The following is a 19,727-nucleotide window of genomic DNA, read 5'->3' on the forward strand; positions in this document are numbered from 1 at the left end:
CGGGACGGACAGCCACCTCCTCCGCAGGGCCCGGGTCGGCGCCGGCTGGTGCCTGGGTGGCGGTGTCACTGGTCACCGGGCCATCGTAGGGAAGGAAGGGGAGTGGGTGCGGCCTTACCTGTGTTCGCTCGCCGCCGGCTGCTTTTGTGTGTTCGCTCGCCTCCGGCCGCTTTGGGGTGCCCCTGCCGGCGTTCCTCAGCCGGCTCCCTCGTTCCTCGGTCGCTGGCTTCGTCTCTTGGCAGGGGCGCGGCCTTTGGCTCGCTCACGTCTTCGCGTCGCCGGGGTGGGGCTGCACGACACTGCGGGTTTTCCCGGGGGTTCGCTCGCCGTCGGCCGCTTTGGGGTGCCCCTGCCGGCGTTCCTCGTCGTGCGGTCGCTCGTTCTCGGAGCGAAGGTGCCGCTGCGGCTGCTTGTGTGCGGGGGCCGTGGGCCGTGGGGGGCTTGGTGGGCTGGGAGGATGGGTGGGTGAACGGTGTGCTGGTACTTGCGGGAACCCCCATCGGTGATGTGCGGGACGCGCCGCCGCGGCTTGCCGTGGAGTTGGCGGAGGCGGACGTGGTGGCGGCGGAGGACACCCGGCGGTTGCGGCGGCTCGCGGCGGCCTTGGGGGTGGCGCCGCCCGGGCGGGTGGTGTCTTACTTTGAGGGCAACGAGACGGCCCGCACCCCGGATCTGGTGGCCGCGCTCACCGGTGGGGCGCGGGTGCTGCTGGTGACCGATGCCGGGATGCCGTCGGTGTCCGACCCCGGGTACCGGCTGGTCAACGCCGCCGTTGAGCACGGGGTGCGGGTCACCGCCGTTCCGGGGCCCTCCGCGGTGTTGACCGCGCTGACCCTGTCCGGGCTGCCGGTGGACCGCTTCTGCTTCGAGGGGTTCGTGCCGCGCAAGTCGGGGGAGCGTGCCGCGCGGCTGGCTGAGGTGGCGGGCGAGCCACGGACCCTCGTCTACTTCGAGTCCCCGCACCGCCTTGCCGCCTCGCTGGCCGCGATGGCGCAGGCGTTCGGCGCCGATCGACCGGCCGCGGTGTGCCGGGAACTCACCAAGACCTACGAGGAGGTGCGGCGGGGACCGCTGGGCGAACTCGCCGAGTGGGCCGCCCCCGGGGTGCGCGGCGAGATCACCGTGGTGGTCGCCGGCGCTCCCCCGGCCGTGCCGGAACAGTTCACCGACGAGGAGCTGGCGCGCCGGGTGGCCGCCCGGGAGCAGTCGGGGGAGAGCCGGAAGGAGGCCATCAGCGCGGTGGCCGCCGGTGCGGGGCTTCCCAAGCGCGCCGTCTTCGACGCGGTGGTGGCCGTCAAGCGGCGCGACGGCCAGCCCCCGTCGTAGAGCCGGTCCCGGTGGTGAACGACCACCTCGGCGCGGGGGGGGGCAACCCGCGTCCGCACGGGCGGGATCAGCCGCGCTCCTCGGACCCCTCCGGCTCGAACGCCTGGGCGACGGCGAGACTGTCCTCGTAGACGTGGTGCCGGGTGACGAGGCCGTTCTCGACGGTGAGGTGCAGGGCGAACCGTGCCCGGTAGGCACGTCCGGTGGGCCGGGCGGTCTGGCGGATCTCACCGAGCACGACCGCGTCATCCCCGTCGATGAGGATGCGCTCGATCACGGTGGCCACGTCCTCGAGCACATGGTGCTCGGCCAGCTCACGGTAGTGGGCGGCGGCGTCGGCCCGGGTGGACCGGTGGCGGATCCACGGGGTGGCGGCGCGGCCGTGCTCGGCCTCCGGCCAGTCCAGCTTCCAGTCGCCCCGCTCGGCGTACAGCTCGGCGATGTGCTCGGGGTCGCCCGTACCGATCCGGCGCAGCAGTTCCTCCACCACGGCACGTGTGGTCATGGAGTGTCCCTTCGGTTCGAGCTCGTGTCGTACTGGTATTCGATAGATCGTTCCCGAACGTCTCCTGGCACGCAAACGGAATCGCGATCGACTTTCGTAGGCTCCGCGGCTCCGGTCAACGGACCCGGGTAAAGGGCGCGTCGCGGAGGTAAAGCCGGACGGGCTCCCAGGTCAACTGGGGCCATGGGGGCGCCAAATCTCACCCAAAGGCCGGCATTCTTCCTATGAGCTGACTGCTGGGGGGCGTTCGCTGGAGAGAAAGACCCGGTCCGGACGACTGTCCGGAGGGCATCGGGAGCTGCCATGAGCGAGACCTTCGGAACCTCCTCCACCACCGGCCCCGACGACGTGGTGCACGAGGCGTACTCCTTCGCCTGTCTGCGGTGCGCCCACGCCTGGGAGCAGTCCTACGAGATACGGCACCGCACGGGACCCCACGGCGCCACCGTGGTGGCCTACTCCGTGGAGGGCCGCACCATCCCCTCCCCGTTGACCCGGCCGACCTGTGAGAACTGCGGCGGCCACCTGATCCGCATCATGCAGGCCGGCACCGTCTCGGCGCTGCTGTCCCGCACCGAACGCGCACGGGGCGGTTCCCGGGCCGGGCGTGGCGGCGGGAACAACGACCGCTCCACCCCCGACCGCGACGCCGTGGCCGAGGGCGGCGACGAAGGGCGCGGCGGGGGCCGCCACCACTGGCACCTGCCGGCGATCCTGCGGAACCTGTCCCCGCACCGCAGGTCAGGGCCGGCGGCCTGACGCACCCGGACCGTCAGCGGGCCGGTGGGGCGGCGGACCGGGCGCCGTCCCGGCCCGTGGACAACGGGTTGGGGACGGGACAGCCGTGGCCGTTAGGATTCATGACCATGGCGGCCACTGGATCTGAAGAAACCGCGGAGCGCGCGGTCGGCGCGGGCGCGGACGCCCCGGCGTTCTACGTCACGACTCCGATCTACTACGTGAACGACGCTCCGCACCTGGGCCACGCCTACACGACCGTCGCCGGTGACGTGCTCACCCGCTGGCACCGCCAGCGTGGCGAGAAGGTGTGGTACCTGACCGGGACGGACGAGCACGGTCAGAAGATCATGCGCACGGCCGAGGCGAACGGCCTCTCCCCCCAGGAGTGGTGCGACAAGCTGGTGGAGGAGTCCTGGAAGCCCCTCTGGGAGCACCTGGAGATCGCCAACGACGACTTCATCCGCACCACCGAGCCCCGGCACACCCAGCGGGTGCAGGAGTTCGTGCAGGACCTGTACGACAAGGGTGAGATCTACCAGGGCGGCTACGAGGGCCCGTACTGTGTGGGCTGCGAGGCGTACAAGACTCCCGCCGAGCTGATCGACGGGGACGGCGGCGTCCGGCTCTGCTCGATCCACAAGCGGCCGGTGGAGATGCTCAAGGAGGAGAACTACTTCTTCCGGCTCTCCTCCTACGGCCCCAGGCTGCTGGAGTTCTACGAGGCCAACCCGGACTTCATCCAGCCGGCCTCCGCCCGCAACGAGGTGGTGCAGTTCGTCCGGCAGGGCCTCCAGGACCTGTCGATCTCCCGGTCCACCTTCGACTGGGGCATCCCCATCCCGTGGGACCCCAAGCACGTGATCTACGTCTGGGTGGACGCGCTGCTCAACTACGCCACCGCGGTGGGCTACGGCTCGGAACCGGAGAGGTTCTCCAAGGTCTGGCCGGCCGACGTGCACCTGGTGGGCAAGGACATCCTCCGGTTCCACGCGGTGATCTGGCCGGCGATGCTCATGGCCAACGGACTGCCACTGCCGGGCAAGGTGTTCGCCCACGGCTGGCTGATGGTCGGCGGCGAGAAGATGAGCAAGTCCAACCTCACCGGCATCTCCCCCCAGCAGCTCACCGGGCACTTCGGGGTGGAGGCGTACCGGTGGTACTTCCTGCGCGCCATCGCGTTCGGGCAGGACGGCTCGTTCTCCTGGGAGGACTTCTCCGCCCGTTACACCTCGGAGCTCGCCAACGACTTCGGGAACCTGGCCTCCCGGGTCGCGGCCATGGTCGTGAAGTACTTCGACGGGGCCCTGCCCGAAGCCACCGCGGTGGGCGACGCCGAACGGGCACTGGCCGCGTCGCTGTCGGCGGCGGTGACCGACGCCGACACCAGGATCGGCGACGAACTGGACTTCGCGGGCGGTATCGCGGCCGTCTTCGACTTCATCAAGCAGGTCAACGGGTACCTGACCGAGCAGGCCCCGTGGAAGGTGGCCAAGGACGACTCCGCGCAGGCCCGGGCGAGGCTCGCGACCATCCTCTACACCGCCGCCGAGGCGCTGCGCGCGGTCGCGGTGCTGCTCAACCCGGTGCTCCCGGAGACCTGCGGCAAGCTCTGGGACTCGCTGGGGGCCCAGGACGCGCTCGGCGCGCTGTCCGACCAGCCGGTGCGGCAGGCCGGGCGGTGGGGGCAGCTCCCGGCCGGAGCCACGGTCACCAAGGGCGCGGTGCTCTTCCCGCGTCTGGAGGAGGAAGGCAAGACCGCGTGAACGGCGCCGTGGCGCGTGCGCTGCCGGAGGCCGCCGGGTGAGCCGGAACGAACGCAAGGACCGGGCGACGCCTCCGCCGCTGCCGGAGCCACTCCGGGTGGCGGTGGCGGACTCCCACACCCACCTCGACATGCAGTCCGGGGACCCGGCCGACGCCCTGGCCGCGGCGGCCTCCGTCGGCGTGGAGACGGTTGTCCAGGTCGGCTGTGACGTCGCCGGTTCCCGGTGGGCGGCCGACCTCGCCGCCGCACACCCCGCCGTGTGGGCCACCGTGGCGCTCCACCCCAACGAGGCGCCGCGGCTGGTCCTGGGGGACCCCGACGGCTGGAGCGGTCAGCGCCGCCCGCCCGGTGGCCGGGCCGCCCTGGACGCCGCGCTCGACGAGATCGCCGCCCTGGCCGCGTTGCCGCAGGTGCGCGGCGTCGGGGAGACCGGCCTCGACTACTTCAGGACCGGCCCCGAGGGCGTCGCCATCCAGCACGAGTCGTTCCGCCGGCACATCGACATCGCCAAGCGGCACGACAAGACCCTGGTCATCCACGACCGGGAGGCCCACGACGACGTCCTGCGCGTCCTCGCCGAGGAGGGCGCCCCGGACCGGGTGGTCTTCCACTGCTATTCCGGGGACGCCGCCATGGCCAAGGTGTGCGCCGACCACGGCTGGTGGATGTCGTTCGCCGGCAACGTCACCTTCGGTTCCGCGCAACCCCTGCGCGACGCGCTGCTTGCGGCCCCCCGGGAACTGCTGTTGGTGGAGACCGACGCCCCGTTCCTCACCCCGGTTCCCCACCGGGGGCGCCCCAACGCGCCGTACCTGATCCCGGTCACCCTCCGCGCGATGGCCGCGGTACGCGGCGACGACGAGGACGAACTGGCCGCGGCCGTGGCGGCCAACACCGCTCGGGCCTTCACCTACTGACTTCCCGACACCTTCCGCTTACCCTGGTTGGTCCGCCCGCGGGGCCGGCCGAGCGGGGTGCCGGCCGGGTGTCCGCACCCCGTGGGGTGGCCGAGGGGGCAGGCATGGACACACAGCAGGTCGCCGCCCAGTCCGGCAACCTCCGGTTCCTTCTCAACGAGTGGGACCCGATCGGGGTCGCCGAGCTGGTCCAGGACGAGTACGACTGCATGATCGGGCCGCTGCTCAGGAGACTGTGGCGGGGCGCCGACCGAACGGGGATCAGCGCGTACCTGTGGAACGAGATGGAGCAGCACTTCGGGCTCGATCCGGCCACCCTGGAGGTGGAGCGGATGGCCGACCGAGTCGTCACCTGGTGGGAGGCCGTACGGGCCCGGCACCCGTAGCCGAGCCCGCCGGCCGGGGAACCGCGGGACGGGGAGCCAGGGCCGCGGGACGGGGCGGTCCGAGGGCCGCCCCGGCCGGACACGGGACGCTGCCCCCGTCGGGACAGCCGTAGGCTCTTCACGTGACCTCCCGTACCGCCTCCGACCCCGGCCCGCTGCTCGGCCCCGCGGACGTCCGCGAACTCGCCGCCGCGCTGGGCGTGCGCCCCACCAAACAGCTCGGGCAGAACTTCGTCATCGACGCCAACACGGTCCGCCGCATCGTGCGCACCGCCGAGGTCACCCCCGACGACGTGGTGGTGGAGGTCGGACCGGGACTCGGGTCGCTCACCCTCGCGCTGCTCCAGGCCGCCGACCGGGTGGTGGCCGTGGAGATCGACCCGGGGCTGGCCGCAGCTCTCCCCAGCACCGTCCGTGCCCGGCTCCCGGAACGCGCCGACCGGTTCGAACTCGTCAACGAGGACGCCCTGCACGTCACCGAACTGCCGGGGCCGCCCCCCACCGCAATGGTGGCCAACCTCCCCTACAACGTGGCCGTCCCGGTGCTGCTGCACATGCTGGCCACGTTCCCCACCGTCGGGCGCACCCTGGTGATGGTGCAGGCCGAGGTCGCCGACCGACTCGCCGCCGCCCCGGGGAACAAGGTGTACGGAGTCCCCTCGGTCAAGGCCAACTGGTACGCCGAGGTGCGGCGGGCCGGGGCCATCGGCCGCAACGTGTTCTGGCCGGCGCCCAACGTGGACTCCGGGCTCGTCTCCCTGGTCCGCCGGGACCCGCCCACCACCCGGGCCAGCCGACGGGAGGTGTTCGCGGTGGTGGACGCGGCGTTCGCGCAGCGCCGCAAGACGCTGCGGGCGGCCCTCGCCGGCTGGGCCGGGTCGGCCGCCGCCGCCGAGTCGGCGTTGCTCGCCGCGGAGGTGTCCCCCCGCGCCCGCGGGGAGGAGCTCACGGTGGCGGAGTTCGCCAGGATCGCCGAGCACCGCCCGCTAACGTAACGCTGTCCAGCTCCGGGCCCGCCCCGGCACCGCGCCTCGAACCACCGTCGTTGGGAGCAGCCACCGTGCCGACCATCACCGTCCGTGTCCCCGCGAAGGTCAACGTCCAGCTCGTGGTCGGGGGCGTGCGCCCGGACGGCTACCACGACCTGGCCAACGTCTTCTGCGCCGTCTCGCTGTACGACGAGGTCTCGGTCACCCCGGCCGACGCCCTGCGGCTCACCGTGTCCGGCGCCCAGGCCCACCAGGTGCCGGTGGACGACACCAACCTCGCCGCCAGGGCGGCACGGCTGCTCGCTGCCCGCCACGGCCTGGAACCCCGGGTGCACCTGCACATCGCCAAGGACATCCCGGTGGCCGGCGGGATGGCCGGGGGCAGCGCGGACGGTGCCGCGGCACTGGTCGCCTGCGACGCCCTGTGGGGCACCGGTACCAGCCGGCAGGAGCTGCTCGGGCTCGCCGCCGACCTCGGCAGCGACGTGCCGTTCCCGCTGCTCGGCGGGGTCGCCCTGGGCCGCGGGCGGGGTGAGGTCCTGGAGCCGTTGCCCGCGGGTGAGACCCTCCACTGGGTGTTCGCCATGGCTGATGGCGGCCTGTCCACCCCCGAGGTCTTCCGGGCCTGTGACGAGCTGCGCCGGCGCGGCGGCCAGGGCTGGACCGTCGCCGACCGGCCCGAGCCGGAGCCGGACCCCGAGGTGCTCGACGCGGTGCGCCGCGGCGACCCGGTGGCTCTCGGCGCCCTGCTCGGGGAGGCCAACGACCTCCAGGCCGCGGCGCTGTCGCTGAGGCCGGCGCTGGCCGCCACCCTGCACACCGGCACGGAGGCCGGCGCCCTGGGCGCCCTGGTCTCCGGCTCCGGCCCGACCTGCGCGTTCCTCGCCAAGGACACGGAGGCGGCCAACGACATCGCCGAGGCGCTGCTGGCCAGCGGAAACTGCCAGTCGGTCCGGGTCGCCCACGGCCCCGTCCCCGGCGCCGCCGTCATCACCTGAGCCGCCGGCCGCTTCCCGAGCCGGCAGGGCACCCCCGCCGGCCGCCGCGCAGCGGCGCTTGCCGAGCCGGCGGGGAGGGGAACAGGGGGCACCCCCGCCGGCCGCCGCGCAGCGGCGTTTCCATAGCCGGCGGGGAGGGGGAATAGGGGGCGCCGGCCGCCGCGCAGCGGCGTTTCCATAGCCGGCGGGGAAGGGGAATAGGGGGTGCCGGCCGCCGCGCAGCGGCGCTTGCCGAGCCGGCGGGGAGGGGNACAAGGGGCACCCCCGCCGGCCGCCGCGCAGCGGCGCTTCCATAGCCGGCGGGGAAGGGAATAAGGGGTCGGCCGACTACCCTGGAGGTGATCGACCACACAGCGGACCCGGGGAGAACGAGAGAACGTGGCTGTCAACCTTGTGAACCTCGAGGCAGTGCGCAAGGTCTACGGCACCCGGACCCTGCTTGACGGCCTCTCCCTCGGGGTCAACGAGGGCGACCGGGTCGGTGTCGTCGGCCGCAACGGCGACGGCAAGACGACCCTGGTGCGGCTGCTGGCCCGGGTCGAGGAGCCCGACGCGGGACGGGTCACCCACGCGGGGGGGCTGCGGCTGGGCATGCTTTCCCAGGGCGACTCGCTGGACCCGTCCGCCACGGTCCGCCACGAGGTGGTCGGCGACCGCGCGGACCACGAGTGGGCCGGTGACGCCAAGATCCGTGACGTGCTCACCGGGCTCTTCGGCGGCCTGGACCTCCCCGGGTTCGACCAGGGCCTGGACACCGTCATCGGGCCGCTGTCCGGTGGTGAACGCCGACGGATCGCCCTGGCCAAGCTGCTCATCGCCGAACAGGACCTGATCGTCCTCGACGAGCCCACCAACCACCTCGACGTCGAGGGCATCGCCTGGCTCGCTGCCCACCTGCGGGTGCGCCGCTGTGCCCTGGTGGTCGTCACCCACGACCGGTGGTTCCTGGACCAGGTCTGCACCCGGATGTGGGACGTCCAGGGCGGCACCGTCCACGAGTACGACGGCGGCTACTCGGACTACGTGTTCGCCCGCGCCGAGCGGGCGAGGATCGCGGCCACCGAGGAGACCAAGCGGCAGAACCTGGTCCGCAAGGAACTCGCCTGGCTGCGCCGGGGCGCCCCGGCCCGCACCTCCAAGCCCCGGTTCCGGATCGAGGCCGCCAACGAGCTGATCGCCGACGTGCCTCCGCCGCGGGACACCGTCGAGCTGATGAGGTTCGCCAACTCCCGGCTCGGCAAGACCGTGTTCGACCTCACCGACGTCACCGTCCAGGCCGGCCCCCGGGTGCTGCTCGAGCACCTCACCTGGCAACTGGGACCCGGGGACCGGATCGGCCTGGTCGGGGTCAACGGCGCGGGCAAGACCTCCCTGTTCCGGGTCCTCGCCGAGGCCGCGGCCAGCGAGGGGGAGCGGCAGCCGGCGGCGGGCCGGGTGGTCGTCGGCAGGACCGTGCGGCTCGCCTACCTCTCCCAGGAGGTCGCGGAACTCGATCCCACGTGGCGGCTGCTCGAGGCGGTGGAGAAGGTCCGTCAGCGTGTTGACCTGGGCAGGGGGAGGGAGTTGACGGCCAGCCAGCTCTGCGAGCGGTTCGGCTTCACCAGGGAGAGGCAGTGGACCCCGGTCGGGGACCTCTCCGGAGGTGAGCGGCGCCGGCTGCAACTGTTGCGCCTGCTGATGGACGAGCCCAACGTGCTGCTGTTGGACGAGCCGACCAACGACCTGGACATCGAGACCCTCACCCAGCTCGAGGACCTGCTGGACGGCTGGCCCGGCTCGCTGATGGTGATCAGCCACGACCGTTACTTCGTCGAGCGCACCACGGACCGGGTCTTCGCCCTGCTGGGTGACCGCAGCCTGCGGATGCTGCCCCGCGGTATCGACGAGTACCTGGAGCGGCGCCAGGCCGCCCGCCAGGCCGCCGCGCCGCCGGCTGCCCCGCGCAGGAGCGGTGGGGACACCCGTGCGGCGCAGAAGGAACTGGCCCGCATCGAACGGCAACTGGACAAGCTCTCCGTCCGGGAACGGGAGTTGCACGCCAGCATGGCCGAGCACGCCACCGACTTCGCCAAGGTCGCCGAGCTCGACGCCGAGCTCCGCCGGATCACCGAGCAGCGGGACGACCTGGAGACCACCTGGCTGGAGTTGGCCGAGGGCTGAGGCGGCGTACCGCCGACCCACCGGAGCTGGACACCCTGTGGTCGCAAACGAGCCAGAAAACCCCGGCCTGGCCGACAGGCCGGGGTTTTCCGGCTGGTGAATGCCACCCTGTGTCGAACTAGCGTGTACCTTCCGGCGCTAAGGTCTGTGTGGATCAGCGTGGTTCGGGTCCCTAGGAGAGGAACCGCCATGGGCGTCCGGCTCGTCGTCGTGGACGACCACCGCCTGCTCGCCGAGGCGCTGGCCTCCGCGCTCAAGCTGCGTGGCCACCGGGTCCTGGCTGCCGCCGCGCCCAGCGGTGCGGCTGCCGACCTGGTGTTCAGCCGCACCCCTGAGGTGTGTTTGATCGGGACCTCCGGCCCGAATGAGCCGGCGGCGTTCGACTCGGTGCTGCGGATCAAACGGGAGCGGCCCGGGGTGGCCGTGGTGGTGCTGGGCCCGGTGCCCAACCCCCGGGGGATCGCCGCCGCCTTCGCCGCCGGGGCGTCCGGTTACGTCCGGCACGACGAGCGGATAGAGGGCGTGGAGCGGGCGATGGTCAAGGCCCGCGCGGGTGAGGTAGCGGTGGCCCCGCAGCTCCTCCAGCAGTCGTTCGCCGAGCTCCTCAACCCCGCTGTGGAACCCGACGACGAGGGCGCCCGGCTGTTGCAGATGCTCACCCCGCGGGAGGTGGAGGTCCTGGTGCGGGTCGCCGAGGGGGAGGACACCCGGTTGATCGCCGCCGGGATGGGGATCGCGCCGAGCACCGCCCGCACCCACGTGCAGCGGGTGCTGATGAAGCTGGGCGTGGGGTCCCGTCTGGAGGCCGCGGCCCTGGCCGCCCGCACCGGCCTGCTCGACCGGGCCACGGGCGACCGGCCGTAGGCGCACCCGGGGGCGGTGCCGCGCGCTCGGTTCTCCTGTCCCTGTGCCGTGTCGCGGCATCCTTCACCGGACGCATGGGCGTCGAATTCTGTGGGTTTCTGGTAGGGGGAGACTTCTGCCGCTCTATGGGTAACCGACCCATGTCCAGCGGTGCCCCGTTGGGCATCGCTGGACCCGTGTCCCGTGGTGCCCGTTGGGCATCGCTGGACAGGACTGTTCAAGCATGGTCTGATGTGTTTGTTTATGTTTACCATTGGGGGCGCTTTGCGAGGCACAGGGTGAAGAAGACGACGACCCGACTGGCGGACGGTCGCGAGTTGATCTACTACGACTCCCGGGACGACGCCGTGCGCGACACCCCCGACCCGCGTCCCCTGGACGGCGGCACCTCCCGCTCCCGGCTCCATCACGACCCGCTCCTCGACGAGTGGGTGGTGATCGCCTCGCACCGGCAGAGCCGCACCTACCACCCGCCGGCGGACGAGTGCCCGCTGTGCCCCTCCCGGGAGGGCAGGCACAGCGAGATACCCGCGGCCGACTACGACGTCGTCGTCTTCGAGAACCGTTTCCCCTCGCTGGCCGGCGGCCCCGACGACGACCGGCCCCCTGCGGCAGGTCCCGCCACCGTCGTTCCCGAGTTCGTCACCCGCCCCGGCGCCGGCCGCTGCGAGGTGGTGTGCTTCACCGCGGACCACGACCTGTCGTTCGCCGACCTCGGACCCGACCAGGCGCGGCTCGTCCTCGACGCCTGGACTGACCGCACCGCGGAACTCGCTCGCCTCCCCGGCGTGGAGCAGGTGTTCTGCTTCGAGAACCGGGGCCGGGAGATCGGGGTGACCCTGGGCCACCCGCACGGCCAGATCTACGCCTATCCGTTCACCACCCCCCGCACCGAACAGATGCTCGCCTCGGTCGCCGCCCACCGGCAGCGCACCGGCCGCAACCTCTTCGACGACGTCCTGACCAGGGAACGGGACACCGGGACCCGCGTCGTCCTGTCCGGCGACCACTGGACCGCCTTCGTGCCGCACGCCGCCCGCTGGCCCTACGAAGTGCACCTCTACCCGCACCGCAGGGTCCCCGACCTGACCGAGCTCGACGACGCCGCGCGCGCCGAGTTCCCTGGGATCTACCTGGAACTGCTGCGCCGCTTCGACCGCCTGTTCGGCGACGACGCCGGCCCCACGCCGTACATCTCGGCCTGGCACCAATCCCCCCGCACCCCTCAGGCCCGTCCGGAGTACGCCCTCCACCTGGAACTTTTCACCATCCGCCGCGCGTCGGGCAGGTTGAAGTTCCTCGCTGGGTCGGAGTCCGGTATGGGGGTGTTCATCAATGACGTGCCGCCGGAGACGGCGGCCAGCAAACTGCGAGAGGTGGCCACCCGTGTCCGCTGAATCCCCACGCCGCTACCTGGTCACCGGAGGTGCCGGGTACGTCGGCAGCGTCGTCGCCGACCACCTCCTGCGGGCCGGACACCGGGTGACCGTGCTGGACGACCTGTCCACCGGGTTCCGCGAGGCGGTGCCCCCGCAGGCCGAGTTCGTGCAGGGCCGGGTGCAGGACGCCGAACAGGTCCTCGATCCCACCTACGACGGGGTGCTGCACTTCGCCGCCTGCTCCCAGGTCGGCGAGTCCGTGGTGAACCCGGAGAAGTACTGGCGCAACAACGTCGGGGGCACCATCGCGCTGCTCGCCGCCATGCGGTCCTCCGGCGTGCGCACCCTGGTCTTCTCCTCGACCGCCGCCACCTACGGCGAACCGGACACCGTTCCCATCCCCGAGTCCGCGGTGACCGCGCCGACCAATCCCTACGGCGCGAGCAAGCTCGCCGTGGACCACATGATCAGCGGCGAGTGCGCCGCCCACGGCCTCGCCGCGGTCTCCCTGCGCTACTTCAACGTCGCCGGGGCCGACGGCGCCTACGGGGAGCGCCACGACCCGGAGTCCCACCTGATCCCCCTGGTCCTGAAGGTCGCCCTCGGCGAGCGGGAGAACGTCTCCGTCTTCGGCGACGACTACCCCACCCCCGACGGCACCTGCGTGCGGGACTACATCCACGTCGCGGACCTCGCCTCGGCGCACCTGCTGGCCCTGGACCACGCACACGCCGTGTCCGCGCCGCAGCGACCGGACCCCGCGGAGCGGCACCTGATCTGCAACCTCGGCAACGGCAACGGCTTCTCGGTCAGCGAGGTGATCGACACCGTCCGCCGGGTCACCGGCCACCCCGTCCCCGCGGTCACCGCCCCCCGCCGGGCCGGTGACCCGGCGGTGCTGGTCGCGTCCGCGGAACGGGCCAGGACCGTCCTCGGCTGGCGGCCCCGCCGCGCCGACCTGGCCGACATCGTCTCCGACGCCTGGGACTTCGCCCGCGGACTGCGCGCCGGGTGACCACGGCACCGCCGGACACCCCCACCAGCCTCCCGTCCCCCTCGCCCACCGCGTCGTCGGCACCCGAAAGAAACCGGGCCCTCGGGCCGCACCAGCATCCGCAGAAAGGGGTCCCGACCCGTGACCGCCAACGACACCGCCAGCGCCTTCACCAGCCTCTACGGCCACGCCCCGACCGGGGTGTGGGCGGCTCCGGGGCGGGTCAACCTGATCGGTGAGCACACCGACTACAACGAGGGTTTCGTGCTGCCGCTGGCGCTGCCGCACACCGTCGAGGCCGCGGTCCGCCCGCGTACCGACGGGCGACTCCGGGTCCACTCCGGCCAGGCCCCCGACGGGCTGACGCACGACCTGGCGGTGGGCGAACTGACCCCACGGCCCGGCGGCGGGTGGGTCGGCTACCCGGCGGGGGTGGTGTGGGCGCTGCGCGACGCCGGACACCCGGTGGACGGCGCCGACATCCACCTGAACAGCGACGTGCCCACCGGGGCGGGCCTGTCCTCGTCGGCCGCGCTGGAGTGCGCGGTCGCGTTCGCGCTGAACGACGTGTACGAGTTGGGGCTGCCCGCCACGGCGCTGGCCCGGTTCGCGCAACGGGCGGAGAACGCGTTCGTGGGCGTGCCCTGCGGGGTCCTCGACCAGATGGCGTCCGCCTGCTGCACCGAGGGCCACGCCCTCCACCTGGACACCCGGGACCTCGCCCAGCGGCAGGTCCCGTTCGACCTCGCCAGCCTCGGGCTGCGCCTGCTCGTCGTGGACACCCAGGTCAAGCACGACCTCGCCGACGGCGGCTACGCCGAGCGCCGTGCCGGCTGCGAGGCAGCGGCGGCCAGCCTGGGGCTCCCCGCCCTGCGGGACCTGTCGCTGGACGACCTGGACACCGCGCTCGCCGCGCTCCCCGACGCGACCTCCCGCGGCCTGGTCCGGCACATCGTCACCGAGAACGACCGGGTGAACCGGGTGGTCGCGCTGCTGGACTCCGGTCAGGTGCGTGACGTCGGGCCGTTGCTGACGGAGAGCCACGCGTCGATGCGGGACGACTTCGTGATCAGTTGTCCGGAGCTGGACCTGGCGGTGGACACCGCCAACGCCGCGGGCGCGCTCGGCGCCAGGATGACCGGGGGCGGCTTCGGCGGCTCGGCGATCGTGCTGGTGGAGGAGGACGCGGTGGACCCGGTGAGCGCCGCGGTCCACGGGGCGTTCGCCGCCGCGGGGCACCGCCCGCCACGCATGTTCCCCGCCGTCCCGGGCCCGGGAGCACGTCGCCTGCGGTAAACCCCAGCGAGTGGGACGGCAGGAGGTGGCCGGAGTTCTGCGATTCCGCCGCGTTTGCCCGCCCGCGGTCGTACGCTGAGCAGTGGGTACCGGTGGGGGCCGGTACCAGGGGGCGAGACGAGCGGCTCGGCATCCGGGGCGGGACCACCGTGGCACCACGCACGGCGGCGGCCGTGCGGTCATGGTCCCCGTCCCGGGCCGGCCCCAGCCAGCCCGTTCCCACACCCTGGGGGGAGCATCATGGGACGGATTCGCGTCCTGGTCGTGGATGACCACCGCATCTTCGCCGAGTCGCTGGCCGCCGCGCTCGCCGCCGAGCCGGACGTGGAGGTGTCCGCCGCCGGCAGCGAGGCAGCCGCCCACCGGTGTCTGGAGCGGGCCGCCGCCGACGGCCGCCGCTACAACGTCCTCCTGGTCGACGCTGACCTCGGCGCCGGCAGCCAGCCCACGCCGCAGCGCGTCCCCGACCTGCGCGGCCCCGACCACCCCACGGCGCCCGCCACTCCGGTCGGCGGCCTGCGGGACCCGCTCGCCCGTGGGCTGGTGCGCCGGGACGTCGCGGCCAGGGATGGAATCGGAGCCGCCAGGGGCCCGGTCGCCCGGGACGGCATGCGGCCCGCGCAGGCCCGCGACGGCCTGACCCGGGACAACGGGGCGCCCCCGGTGCCCAGTGGGGACGGGCTCGGCCTGGTGGAGAAGGTCCGGTTGGACCACCCGGGCACCAGGGCCGTGGTCCTGGCCGACCGCGACGACCCCCGGCGCGCCGCCCGCGCGCTCCAGGCCGGAGCCTCCGGCTGGGTGGCCAAGGACTGCTCGCTGAGCCGGCTGCTCGCGGTGGTCCGCGGGGTGCTCAGGGACGAGACGCACCTTCCGCCCGCGCTGCTCACCGGCGTGCTCCGGGAGCTGACCGCGGCCCGCCGCCACCGCACCGAGAGCGAGCGCCTGGTCGAGTCGCTCACCCCCCGGGAGCAGGAGGTGCTGCGCTGCATGGTCGCGGGTCTCGGTCGCAAGGCGGTGGCCGAACGGCTCTACCTGTCCCCCCACACGGTCCGCACCCACATGCAGAACGTGCTCGGCAAGCTCGGGGTGCACTCCACCCTCGCCGCCGTCGCCCTGGCCCGCCGCGCCGGCGTGGGCCCGGTGGACACCGTCCCCGCCGCCCGGCACGGCGGCTGACCCGCCCGGCTCAGCCCGGCACGTTGTCGAAGGGTGCCACCAACTGGCGCAACAGGTTCGCCAGCTCGCCCCGCTGTCGGGCGCTGAGCCCGCTCAGGATCGCCCGTTCCTGCACCAGCAGCGCGGCGAGTGCCTGGTCGGCCCGGTCACGTCCCTCGTCCGTGAGCCGCACCAGCACACCGCGCCGGTCGCTGGGGTCAGGCAGCCGTTCGACGAGGCCCTTCTTGGTCAGCCTGTCGATGCGGTTGGTCATCGTCCCCGACGTCACCAGGTTCTGGGTGAGGAGTTGCCCGGGGGAGAGCTGGTACGGCGCACCCGCCCGACGCAGGGACGTGAGGACATCGAACTCCCACGGCTCGAGACCGTGCTCGGCGAAGGCGATCCTCCGCGCCCGGTCGAGGTGGCGGGCGAGCCGACTGACCCGGCTCAACACCTCCAACGGCCCCACGTCGAGGTCAGGGCGCTCCCTGCGCCACGCAGCCACCAAGCGGTCGACCTCGTCCTCCATGGGACCAGTGTAGTGGTTGTGTCGATATGAAGTCTCTTGACATCGAGATAACTGAGGGGCAGGCTCGATCCGCGACCACCACGAGGTCACAGACAACGGGACACGACCAACCCCCCGAGGTGCGGCATGAGCGACACCCCCACCACCCCGACGTCCAACCACTCCGGCACCTGGGACCCGGGACAGTACCTGCGCCACGCCGGCAACCGGTCCCGCCCCTTCTACGACCTCGTCGCCCGCATCCCCCCACTGCCCGGCGGTGACACCCCACGCGTCACCGACCTCGGCTGCGGCCCCGGCAACCTCACCGCCTCCCTCCTCGACCGCTGGCCCGCCGCCCGGATCACCGGAGTGGACAGCTCCGCGGAGATGCTGACCGCCGCCGAGCACCTCGCCGGCCCCACCGCCCGGTCAGGCAGCCTCCACCTCACCCAGGCCGACATCGCCACCTGGACCCCGGACGCCCCCCACGACCTCATCCTGTCCAACGCCGCCCTCCAGTGGGTCCCCGACCACTGGACCCTCTTCCCCGCCTGGGTGGCCGGCCTGCGCCCCGGAGGCGTCCTGGCCCTCCAGATGCCCGGCAACTTCACCTCCCCCAGCCACACCCTCCTCTTCGACGTCGCCAACCGCCCCCACTGGCGGCGCCGCCTCGCCCACGCCACCGGCCCCACCGACCGGGTCCTCACCCCTGAGCAGTACCTGCGCCGCCTCAGCGCGCTCGGCTGCGACGTCGACGTCTGGGAGACCACCTACCTCCACGTCCTGCAGGGCGACAACCCCGTCCTGGACTGGGTCAGGGGCACGGCGCTGCGCCCGGTGCTCGACGCCCTGCCGGACCCGGCCGACCAGCAGGCGTTCCTGGAGGAGTACGGGGAGCTGCTCCGCGCCGCCTACCCCCCGGAACCGTTCGGCACCGTCCTCCCGTTCCGCCGGGTCTTCGCCGTCGCCGTCCGGAGGGCCGACACGTGACCACACCACCGCCCTCGACCGCGTCCAGCCCGCCGCGCCGCCCGGCGGCTCCCGCGACCCCGTGGGCAACCGCCTGGTTCCCGCAACCGCACTGAGCCGACCGCCCCGGCCGCGTACCCGCTGGCCTCAGACCTTGCGCCGACCTATCAATCGGGGCTTGGGCTCCATGCCCTCCAGGCCGTTCCAGGCCAGGTTCACCAGGTGCGCGGCCACCTCCGACTTCTTCGGCTTCCGCACGTCAAGCCACCACTGCCCGGTGAGCGCCACCATGCCCACCAGCATCTGCGAGTACATCGGTGCCAGCTTCGGATCGAAGCCCCGCGCCTTGAACTCCCGCCCCAGGATGTCCTCCACCTGCCGGGCGATGTCGCTGATCAGGGACGCGAACATCCCCGTGGACTGGGCGACCGGGGAGTCCCGCACCAGGATGCGGAAACCGTCCGTGGACTGATCGATGTAGTCCAGCAGGGCGAACGCCGCCTCCTCGAGCAGCTCCCGCGGATGCCCCCCGGTCAGCGCGCCGTTGACCATGTCCAACAACATCCGCATCTCCCGGTCCACCACGACCGCGTACAGGCCCTCCTTGCCACCGAAGTGCTCGTACACCACCGGTTTGGACACCCTCGCCTGCGCCGCGATCTCCTCCACCGAGGTGCCCTCGTAACCGCGTTCGGCAAACAGCGTTCGGCCGACCTCCAGCAACTGCTCGCGGCGCTCCTTGCCGGTCATCCGAACACGGGTGCGCCCGCCTCCCGATGATCGGGCTCGGCGGGCGCTCCCTGGTGACCTGCGTTGATGACTGCCGCTGGGATCGTTCACAGCGACAATCATGCCGCTTCGGTGACGTTGTCCTTGAGCCGGGCGGCGATGCGTTCCTTGCTGGGCCAGCGAACGTCGCTCACCCATCCCAGCAGCTCGAACCACCGGATGATCCGGGCGCTGGAGTCCAGTTGCCCCCGCAGCACCCCGTGCCGGGCGGAGGTCGGGTCGGAGTGGTGCAGGTTGTGCCACGACTCACCACACGACAGCAGCGCCAGCCACCACACGTTGCCGGCCCGGTCCCGGGACCTGAACGGACGCTTGCCGACCGCGTGGCAGATCGAGTTGATCGACCAGGTGACGTGGTGCAGCAGCGCCACGCGCACCAGCGACCCCCAAAAGAACGCGCTCAGCGCGCCCTGCCAGGACCAGGTGGCGAGGCCCCCGACCAGCGGCGGGATCAGCAGGGAGATGGTCGTCCAGAGCGGGAACTGCCGGGAGATCCGCCGCAGCGCCGGGTCCTTGACCAGATCCGGGGCGTACTTCTCCTGGGAGGTCTGCTCCCTGTCGAACATCCACCCCATGTGCGCCCACCACAGCCCCTTGAGCAGCGCGGGCAAGGTCTCGCCGTACCGCCACGGCGAGTGCGGGTCGCCCTCGTGGTCGGAGTACTTGTGGTGCCTGCGGTGGTCGGCCACCCAGCGCACCAGGGGCCCCTCGATGGCCAGCGAACCCGCGATGGCCAGAGCGATGCGCACGGGCCGCTTGGCCTTGAACGAACCGTGGGTGAAGTGGCGGTGGAAGCCGATGGTGACCCCGTGGCAACCGATGTAGTACATCGCGATCATCAGCCCGAGATCCAGCCAGCTCACCCCCCAGCCCCAGGCGAGGGGGACCGCTGCGACCAGCGCGGCGAACGGGATCACGATGAACAGGGCGAGGGCGACCTGTTCGATGGTTCTTTTGTTCTCGCCGCCGAGCGTCGCCATCGGCTCCTCGGCCGGGCTGGTGTCCGCCTCGGGGGCGTCGTCGATCACGTCAGACGGTGCGGTCATGGGCATCCCTCGTCGGGCTCGAAGGCAGGGAGTATGTGGCTACGGTTCCGTAACCTACGGCGCCGTAAGTATGGCAGGAGACGTGGTGCGGGCAAGCTCCCCGCGTCCGCCGGCCGCGGGAGTGTGCCCATTTGAGACGCCTTTACTCGTGCGGCTCAGGGGTAACGGCTAGAGCCCGTCCATTCGCTCGGACGTGTGATCAGGAGTGGAGCGCCGGACGCACGCACGGGCCGCCCGTCAGGGTGACGGACATGAGACCGAAGACGGAGGTTCGCGAGCGCGCCCGCGAGCTGCGGCGTCAGGGCAGGACGTATGACGAGATCGTGGCCGAGCTGGGAGTGGCCAAGAGCTCGGTCTCGCTGTGGGTACGGGACCTGCCGCGGCCGGCACGGCGGGCTCATGCCCGGACGATGGCCGAGGCCCGGTGGGCGCCGCACCGTAGGGAAAGGGGTGTAGCCCGCCAGCGGACCAAGCTCGCCGCGGCCCAGGAGATCGGCCGGCTCACGGAGCGCGAGCTGTTCCTGGCAGGAGTCGCCCTGTACTGGGCAGAGGGAGCCAAGAGCAAGCCCTACGCCGTGCGGGAAACCGTGCAGTTCGTCAACAGCGACCCTGATGTCATGGCGCTGTTCCTGCGCTGGCTGGAACTGCTCGGTGTCGGGCGGGAACGCTGGCGGTTCACCGTGTCCATCCACGAGAGCGCGGACGTCGCGGCGGCCGAGCGGTTCTGGGCGGACCTGGTGGGGGTGCCCGTCGGGGCGCTGCGGAAGACGGTCCTCAAGAAGCACAATCCCAGGACCCTCCGCAAGAACGTGGGGGAGGGTTACCGAGGATGTCTTACGATCTACGTGGTCGGAGGCGCTGATCTATACCGTCGCATCGAGGGCTGGTGGTACGGCATAGTGGTGTCCGCAATCCAGGCCGGACGCTAGCCTGATGG

At 72.3% G+C, this 19,727-nt stretch carries 19 protein-coding genes; 15 read left to right on the forward strand and 4 right to left on the reverse strand.

What is annotated here, in order from left to right; all coding sequences use genetic code 11:
* The first annotated feature begins 465 nt into the window (after positions 1–465).
* The gene (gene rsmI / locus A3IG_RS0121940) at positions 466–1,326 is read left to right on the forward strand and encodes a 16S rRNA (cytidine(1402)-2'-O)-methyltransferase (protein WP_018385740.1); all 861 of its coding nucleotides are present in this window, start codon (positions 466–468) and stop codon (positions 1,324–1,326) included.
* 67 nt (positions 1,327–1,393) lie between these two features.
* Here the strand turns inward: rsmI and A3IG_RS0121945 are convergent, their stop codons facing one another.
* Positions 1,394–1,831: a nuclear transport factor 2 family protein gene (locus A3IG_RS0121945; RefSeq protein WP_018385741.1), complete on the reverse strand. Its 438-nt coding sequence runs from the start codon at positions 1,829–1,831 to the stop codon at positions 1,394–1,396.
* A gap of 303 nt (positions 1,832–2,134) precedes the next feature.
* On the opposite strand from A3IG_RS0121945, the gene A3IG_RS0121950 reads away from it, so the two are divergent.
* The 12 genes from A3IG_RS0121950 to A3IG_RS0122005 all read left to right on the forward strand — a co-directional run bounded on the left by A3IG_RS0121950 (position 2,135) and on the right by A3IG_RS0122005 (position 15,496).
* Positions 2,135–2,590, forward strand: a complete 456-nt coding sequence (locus A3IG_RS0121950; protein ID WP_018385742.1) for a hypothetical protein — start codon at positions 2,135–2,137, stop codon at positions 2,588–2,590.
* A 107-nt stretch (positions 2,591–2,697) separates the two neighbouring features.
* On the forward strand, positions 2,698–4,335 hold the full coding sequence (gene metG, locus A3IG_RS0121955; RefSeq protein WP_026220537.1) for a methionine--tRNA ligase: 1,638 nt from the start codon (positions 2,698–2,700) through the stop codon (positions 4,333–4,335).
* 37 nt (positions 4,336–4,372) lie between these two features.
* On the forward strand, positions 4,373–5,254 hold the full coding sequence (locus tag A3IG_RS0121960) for a TatD family hydrolase (protein WP_018385744.1): 882 nt from the start codon (positions 4,373–4,375) through the stop codon (positions 5,252–5,254).
* A 104-nt stretch (positions 5,255–5,358) separates the two neighbouring features.
* Positions 5,359–5,640: a hypothetical protein gene (locus tag A3IG_RS0121965; RefSeq protein WP_018385745.1), complete on the forward strand. Its 282-nt coding sequence runs from the start codon at positions 5,359–5,361 to the stop codon at positions 5,638–5,640.
* Between the two features lie 122 nt (positions 5,641–5,762).
* Entirely contained in the window at positions 5,763–6,635 is an 873-nt protein-coding gene (gene rsmA / locus A3IG_RS0121970) for a 16S rRNA (adenine(1518)-N(6)/adenine(1519)-N(6))-dimethyltransferase RsmA (protein WP_018385746.1), read from the forward strand.
* 65 nt (positions 6,636–6,700) lie between these two features.
* On the forward strand, positions 6,701–7,627 hold the full coding sequence (locus tag A3IG_RS0121975) for a 4-(cytidine 5'-diphospho)-2-C-methyl-D-erythritol kinase (RefSeq protein WP_018385747.1): 927 nt from the start codon (positions 6,701–6,703) through the stop codon (positions 7,625–7,627).
* Positions 7,628–8,005: 378 nt separating this feature from the next.
* Positions 8,006–9,787 carry an ABC-F family ATP-binding cassette domain-containing protein gene (locus tag A3IG_RS0121980; protein WP_026220538.1) on the forward strand — a complete coding sequence of 594 codons (1,782 nt, stop codon included), beginning with the start codon at positions 8,006–8,008 and terminating at the stop codon, positions 9,785–9,787.
* A 189-nt stretch (positions 9,788–9,976) separates the two neighbouring features.
* The gene (locus A3IG_RS0121985) at positions 9,977–10,651 is read left to right on the forward strand and encodes a helix-turn-helix transcriptional regulator (protein WP_018385749.1); all 675 of its coding nucleotides are present in this window, start codon (positions 9,977–9,979) and stop codon (positions 10,649–10,651) included.
* 278 nt (positions 10,652–10,929) lie between these two features.
* Positions 10,930–12,048, forward strand: coding sequence for a galactose-1-phosphate uridylyltransferase (gene galT, locus A3IG_RS0121990; protein WP_018385750.1), 1,119 nt, complete (start codon positions 10,930–10,932; stop codon positions 12,046–12,048).
* Complete coding sequence (gene galE, locus A3IG_RS0121995; RefSeq protein WP_018385751.1) at positions 12,038–13,045, forward strand: UDP-glucose 4-epimerase GalE; 1,008 nt, start codon at positions 12,038–12,040, stop codon at positions 13,043–13,045. Before galT ends, galE begins: the two co-directional genes overlap by 11 nt.
* A gap of 120 nt (positions 13,046–13,165) precedes the next feature.
* Positions 13,166–14,320, forward strand: a complete 1,155-nt coding sequence (gene galK / locus A3IG_RS0122000) for a galactokinase (RefSeq protein ID WP_018385752.1) — start codon at positions 13,166–13,168, stop codon at positions 14,318–14,320.
* Between the two features lie 240 nt (positions 14,321–14,560).
* Positions 14,561–15,496: a LuxR C-terminal-related transcriptional regulator gene (locus A3IG_RS0122005; protein ID WP_018385753.1), complete on the forward strand. Its 936-nt coding sequence runs from the start codon at positions 14,561–14,563 to the stop codon at positions 15,494–15,496.
* A 10-nt stretch (positions 15,497–15,506) separates the two neighbouring features.
* Here the strand turns inward: A3IG_RS0122005 and A3IG_RS0122010 are convergent, their stop codons facing one another.
* A complete protein-coding gene (locus tag A3IG_RS0122010; protein WP_018385754.1) occupies positions 15,507–16,004 on the reverse strand; it encodes a MarR family winged helix-turn-helix transcriptional regulator in 498 nt (165 codons plus the stop codon).
* A 126-nt stretch (positions 16,005–16,130) separates the two neighbouring features.
* Between A3IG_RS0122010 and A3IG_RS0122015 the strand changes: the two genes are divergently transcribed.
* On the forward strand, positions 16,131–16,976 hold the full coding sequence (locus A3IG_RS0122015) for a trans-aconitate 2-methyltransferase (RefSeq protein ID WP_018385755.1): 846 nt from the start codon (positions 16,131–16,133) through the stop codon (positions 16,974–16,976).
* A gap of 126 nt (positions 16,977–17,102) precedes the next feature.
* Here A3IG_RS0122015 and A3IG_RS0122020 read toward each other — a convergent pair whose 3' ends face one another.
* Together A3IG_RS0122020 and A3IG_RS0122025 are read right to left on the reverse strand one after the other, a co-directional pair.
* Positions 17,103–17,807 carry a TetR/AcrR family transcriptional regulator gene (locus A3IG_RS0122020; RefSeq protein WP_078500841.1) on the reverse strand — a complete coding sequence of 235 codons (705 nt, stop codon included), beginning with the start codon at positions 17,805–17,807 and terminating at the stop codon, positions 17,103–17,105.
* Positions 17,804–18,790: an acyl-CoA desaturase gene (locus A3IG_RS0122025; RefSeq protein ID WP_018385757.1), complete on the reverse strand. Its 987-nt coding sequence runs from the start codon at positions 18,788–18,790 to the stop codon at positions 17,804–17,806. Before A3IG_RS0122025 ends, A3IG_RS0122020 begins: the two co-directional genes overlap by 4 nt.
* A gap of 251 nt (positions 18,791–19,041) precedes the next feature.
* Here A3IG_RS0122025 and A3IG_RS0122030 point away from each other — a divergent pair, with 251 nt between their 5' ends.
* Positions 19,042–19,719 carry a hypothetical protein gene (locus A3IG_RS0122030; RefSeq protein WP_051087595.1) on the forward strand — a complete coding sequence of 226 codons (678 nt, stop codon included), beginning with the start codon at positions 19,042–19,044 and terminating at the stop codon, positions 19,717–19,719.
* The last annotated feature ends 8 nt before the right edge of the window (positions 19,720–19,727 follow it).

It is taken from the genome of Wenjunlia vitaminophila DSM 41686 (assembly GCF_000380165.1).
GTDB lineage: Bacteria > Actinomycetota > Actinomycetes > Streptomycetales > Streptomycetaceae > Wenjunlia > Wenjunlia vitaminophila.